Origin of the sequence: Azospirillum formosense (assembly GCF_013340925.1) — a bacterium.
Taxonomy (GTDB): Bacteria; Pseudomonadota; Alphaproteobacteria; order Azospirillales; family Azospirillaceae; genus Azospirillum; species Azospirillum formosense.
Window position 1 is genome coordinate 1 of the sequence record NZ_WHOR01000358.1, and the last position, 4,705, is coordinate 4,705.

General features: G+C 71.7%; 5 protein-coding genes. 1 reads left to right on the forward strand and 4 read right to left on the reverse strand.

Annotated elements, in window-relative coordinates; genetic code table 11:
- Positions 1-61: 61 nt before the first annotated feature.
- Positions 62-703, forward strand: a complete 642-nt coding sequence (locus GBZ26_RS30775; RefSeq protein WP_282184360.1) for an endonuclease domain-containing protein — start codon at positions 62-64, stop codon at positions 701-703.
- On the opposite strand, the gene prfA is transcribed toward GBZ26_RS30775, so the two are convergent.
- From prfA to GBZ26_RS27065, 4 genes are all read right to left on the reverse strand, one after another.
- Positions 591-1,664 (reverse strand): peptide chain release factor 1, encoded by a 1,074-nt coding sequence (gene prfA, locus GBZ26_RS27050; RefSeq protein ID WP_094305560.1) that lies wholly within the window; start codon positions 1,662-1,664, stop codon positions 591-593. The genes GBZ26_RS30775 and prfA overlap by 113 nt on opposite strands.
- A complete protein-coding gene (gene hemA, locus GBZ26_RS27055; RefSeq protein ID WP_174441472.1) occupies positions 1,639-2,976 on the reverse strand; it encodes a glutamyl-tRNA reductase in 1,338 nt (445 codons plus the stop codon). The genes prfA and hemA overlap by 26 nt, the downstream gene beginning before the upstream one ends.
- A 115-nt stretch (positions 2,977-3,091) precedes the next feature.
- Positions 3,092-4,240, reverse strand: a complete 1,149-nt coding sequence (gene ispG, locus GBZ26_RS27060; RefSeq protein WP_174441473.1) for a flavodoxin-dependent (E)-4-hydroxy-3-methylbut-2-enyl-diphosphate synthase — start codon at positions 4,238-4,240, stop codon at positions 3,092-3,094.
- 132 nt (positions 4,241-4,372) lie between these two features.
- Positions 4,373-4,705, reverse strand: a 333-nt coding sequence (locus GBZ26_RS27065) for a DUF4115 domain-containing protein (RefSeq protein ID WP_174441474.1), incomplete at its 5' end; no start/stop codon positions are given.

Consider the following 4,705-nt stretch of genomic DNA (forward strand, 5'->3'; position numbering starts at 1 on the left):
GGGAAAGAGGTTGCCCGCCATGCCCCGCATCAAGGAAGACACGCGCGACCGCGCCCGAACCATGCGCCATGTCCCGACCGACGCGGAGCGCAAGCTTTGGGCGATTTTGCGGCGGCGTCAGATCGGTGGATGGTACTTCCGGCGTCAGCACCCGATCCCTCCCTACATCGCCGATTTCGCCTGCGTCGAAGCGCGGCTGGTTGTCGAAGTCGACGGCAGCCAGCACGCCGACTCCGCCTACGACTTCGCCCGGGACGAGCATCTGCGGCATCACGGCTGGCGGGTCCTGCGCTTCTGGAACAACGACGTGCTGAACAACCCGGAGGGGGTGGCCCGCATGACCGGCGAGGCGCTCGGGGGCCCCCCCCCCCCCCCCCCCCCCCCCCCCGGGGGGGGGGGGGGGGAGGGACGCATCCGCCCCCACCGCCACCCACCCACCCCCCCTGCGCCCTCCCGGCTGCCGGTGCCTGCGCTTCGGGACCACCGCCGTCCTGACCCCCCCGGAGGGGGTGGCCCGCTTGCCGGGGGGGGCGCTCGCCCCCCCCCCCGCCCCCCCCCCGCCGTTGGCGGGGGAGGGAGATTAGACCGACCTATTGCAGCTCCGACAACCGCGCCGCCTCGTCCTCGGCCGTCAGCGCGTCGATCAGCTCGTCCAGCGCCTCGCCGGCCATCACCTTCTCGATCTTGTAGAGCGTCAGGTTGATGCGGTGGTCAGTCACCCGCCCTTGCGGGAAGTTGTAGGTGCGGATGCGCTCCGAGCGGTCGCCGGAGCCCACCTGGCTCTTGCGGTCGGCGGCGCGGGCCTTGTCCTTCTCGGCGCGCTCCCGCTCGTAGAGACGGGCGCGCAGCACCTTCAGGGCCTTGGCCTTGTTCTTGTGCTGGCTCTTCTCGTCCTGCTGGCTGACTACGAGGCCGGTCGGCAGGTGGGTGATGCGCACCGCGCTGTCCGTCGTGTTCACCGACTGGCCGCCGGGACCGCTGGAGCGGAACACGTCGATGCGCAGGTCCTTCTCGTCGATGTGGATGTCCACCTCCTCCGCCTCGGGCAGCACCGCGACGGTGGCGGCGGAGGTGTGGATGCGCCCCTGGGTCTCGGTCGCCGGAACGCGCTGCACGCGGTGGACGCCCGATTCGAACTTCAGCCGGGCGAACACGTTGCGGCCGGTGATGTTGGCGATGGCCTCCTTGTAGCCGCCGATGCCGGTCTCGCTGACCTCCATCGTCTCGAACCGCCAGCCCTGGAGCCCGGCGTAGCGGCGGTACATCTCGAACAGCTCCGCGGCGAACAGGGCCGCCTCGTCGCCGCCGGTGCCGGCGCGCACCTCCAGGATGGCGTTCTTCTCGTCCGCCTCGTCCTTGGGCAGCAGGGAAATCTGCACCCGGCGCTCCAGGGCGGGAATGCGGCGGGTGAGGTCCGCGAACTCCTCCTCGGCCAGCGCCTTCATGTCGGCGTCGCCCGCCGGGTCGGCGATCATGCCCGCCAGATCGGCGGCTTCCGCCTTCGCCTTCTTCAACTCCGCGATGGCCTCGGCCACCGGGGTCAGGTCGGCGTATTCCTTCGACAGCCGGGCGAAGTCCGCCGGGTCCACCGTCCCCGCCGCCATCGCGTCCCGCAGCTCGTCATGGCGGGCCACGACCCTATTGAACTTCTCGTCCAGGCTCACGTCGCTCGTCCTTATCCAAATCGCCTCCGGCGCTTAATCCGGTGCCGGCAGGCTCGTCCTCGGCCAGCCGGAACAGCCGGAACAGCAGCCGTTCCGCCGCCGCCCGCTCCGCCATCCCGGCCCCGTCCGGGTCCGCCGCCATGGCGCGCAGCGCCTCCGACGGACCGTGCAGCAGCCGGTTGACCAGCAGCCGGGTCGCCGACGCCGCGTCCAGCCCCCGCTGCTCGTCCAGCAGGCGCCGCCGCTCCGTCTCGAAATGCGTCCGCAGCGCCGCCACGGCGGGCACCGCGGCGCGCTCGGCCCGGTGGCGGGCGAAGGCCGCCAGGGCGTCGTCCACGATGGTCCAGGCCGCCTGGGTCGCCGCCTCGCGCCCCACCCGTCCCTGCAGCGCAACGCGCTCCAGATCGGCGAGGTCGTAGACGAAGGCCTCGTCCAGCCCGGCGACGTCCGGATCGACGTCGGCGGGGATCGCCGCGTCCACCACGAACACCGGTCGCCGGCGGCGGCGCTTCAACGCCGCCCCCAACTGCGGCGCGGAAAGGATATAGCGCCCCAGGCCCGCCGCGGTCACCACGATATCCGCGCTGGTCAGCGCCGAATCGAGATCGGCCCAGGGCGCGAAGTGGCTGTCCATCCGCCGCGCCGCCGCTTCGGCCCGGCGGTCCACCGGGGCGGCGACGATCAGACGGCCGAGTCCCGCCTCGCGCAGCCCCTCCAGCACCAGGGCGCCCATGTCGCCCAGCCCCATCAGCAGGCCGGTGCAGCGCCTCAGGTCGCCGTGCAGGTCGCGCGCCACCTGGACCGCCGCGGCGACCAGCGAGGTGGCGCCCTCGGCGATCGGCGTCTCGCGGCGCACCCGCTTGGCGGCGCCGTAGGCGGCCTGGAGAAGCCCTTCCAGCTCCGGCCCGGACAGGCCGGCGGCGGCGGCGTGGCGGTGGGCGGCCTTGACCTGCCCCAGGATATGCGGCTCACCAATGATCTGGCTGTCGAGCGAGCAGGCGACGGCGAAGACGTGGCGCACCGCCGCCGCGCCGGTCAGGGTGTAGAGCTGCCCGGCGAGGTCGGCCTCGCCCAGCCCCACCCGCTCCGCCATGATCCCGGCGATGGTCAGAGCGGCCTCGTTCGGGCGCTCGTGCACCGCCTGGACCTCGACCCGGTCGCAGGTGCTGAGCCACATCGCCTGGGTGATGCCGGCGGCGCTCAGCCGCTCCAGCATCGCCGGCACCTCCGCCTCCTCCGTCGTCAGACGGTCGCGGATCGCGCCGGAGCAGGACCGGTGGCTGGCGCCGATGACGAAGTAGGAAGCGGTCACTCTGACTCTGGCCCAGGCCGCGGCACGGCCGACAAGGATGGTACGGTTGCCGCGGATTTAAGCACGGATGGCACGGAGCGTCCCTAGTTCAAATTGTCCGCCCGCGCCGGTTCCGTCACTCGGCGGCGTTTTCCGCCGCTTTCTCCGCCGCCTTTTCGGCGGCCTTGGCCGCCTCGATCTCGGCGGCCTTCTTCTCGACCAGCCCGACGAGGTGGTCGACGATGTTCTGGTCCTTAAGCCGGTGGTCGGTGACGCCGGACAGATAGACCTGATGGGTGTTGTTGCCGCCGCCGGTCAGGCCGATGTCGGTCTCGCGCGCCTCGCCGGGGCCGTTGACCACGCAGCCGATGACCGACAGGGTCAGCGGCGTGGTGATATGGGCCAGCCGCGCCTCCAGCGTCTCCACCGTCTTGATGACGTTGAAGTTCTGCCGCGCGCAACTCGGGCAGGAGATGACCGTGACGCCGCGCCGCCGCAGGCCCAGCGACTTCAGCATCTCGTAGCCGACCTGAACCTCCTCCGCCGGCTCGGCGGACAGGGACACGCGGATGGTGTCGCCGATGCCCGACCACAGCAGCATGCCCAGCCCGATGGACGACTTCACCGTCCCGGCGCGCAGGCCGCCGGCCTCGGTGATGCCGATGTGCAGCGGGTAGTCGCAGGCCTCGGCCAGCCCCTGATAGGCGGCGACGGCCAGGAACACGTCGGACGCCTTCACCGAGATCTTGAACTCGGTGAAATCATGGTCCTCCAGGATCCTGGCGTGGTTCAGGGCGCTCTCGACCAGCGCCTCCGGGCAGGGCTCGCCGTACTTCTCCAGCAGGTCCTGCTCCAGGGAGCCGGCGTTGACGCCGATGCGCATGGAGCAGCCGTAGTCCTTGGCCGCCTTCACCACCTCGCGCACCCGCTCCGCCGAGCCGATGTTGCCGGGGTTGATGCGCAGGCAGGCCGCCCCGCTCTGCGCCGCCTCGATGGCCCGCTTGTAGTGGAAATGGATGTCCGCGACGATCGGCACCGAGACCTGCGGCACGATCTGCTTCAGCGCCAGCGCCGATTCCTGGTCGGGGCAGGAGACGCGCACGATGTCGGCGCCCACCCGCTCCGCCGCCTGGATCTGCGCCACCGTCGCGGCGACGTCGGCGGTCGGCGTGTTGGTCATCGTCTGCACCGAGATCGGCGCGTCGCCGCCGACGAGCACGTTGCCCACCCGGATCTGGCGGGACTTGCGGCGAAGGATCTGGCGGTAGGCGCGCACGCTGCTCATGGGCTGTGGCCTCGGGGCATGGATCGGGTCCGGCGCGTGTTATAGCGCAGCCGGCGTCACGCCTGAAGTGCGGTCCGCCGCGCCGGATTCAAGGGAAAAAGCCGTGGCTGGCTTGTCTTTGGCGGCCGGTGCTCAATGGGCGGGGGCCGCGCCGCGCAGGGTCGGGGCGTGCTGGTCCAGCGACACGTCGCGCAGCACCTGCCCGACCGCGCCCATCGGCGCGCCGTCCACCCCGTCGGTGACGACGATGAGCCCGCCGGCGTTGCCGGTGCGCACGCGGATGCCGGAACGGTCAGGCACGCGGTAGACGTCGCCCGGCTTCAGCACGCGGGTGAAGATGATCTCGCCGCTGTTGTCGCGCACCTGAATCCAGCTGTCCTGCGTGGCGCGGAGCTGGATGCGCGAGGCCGCATTCTGCGTGCCGTAGACCTTCGACGGCAGCGCCCCGTCCGCGGCGGGCGGGGC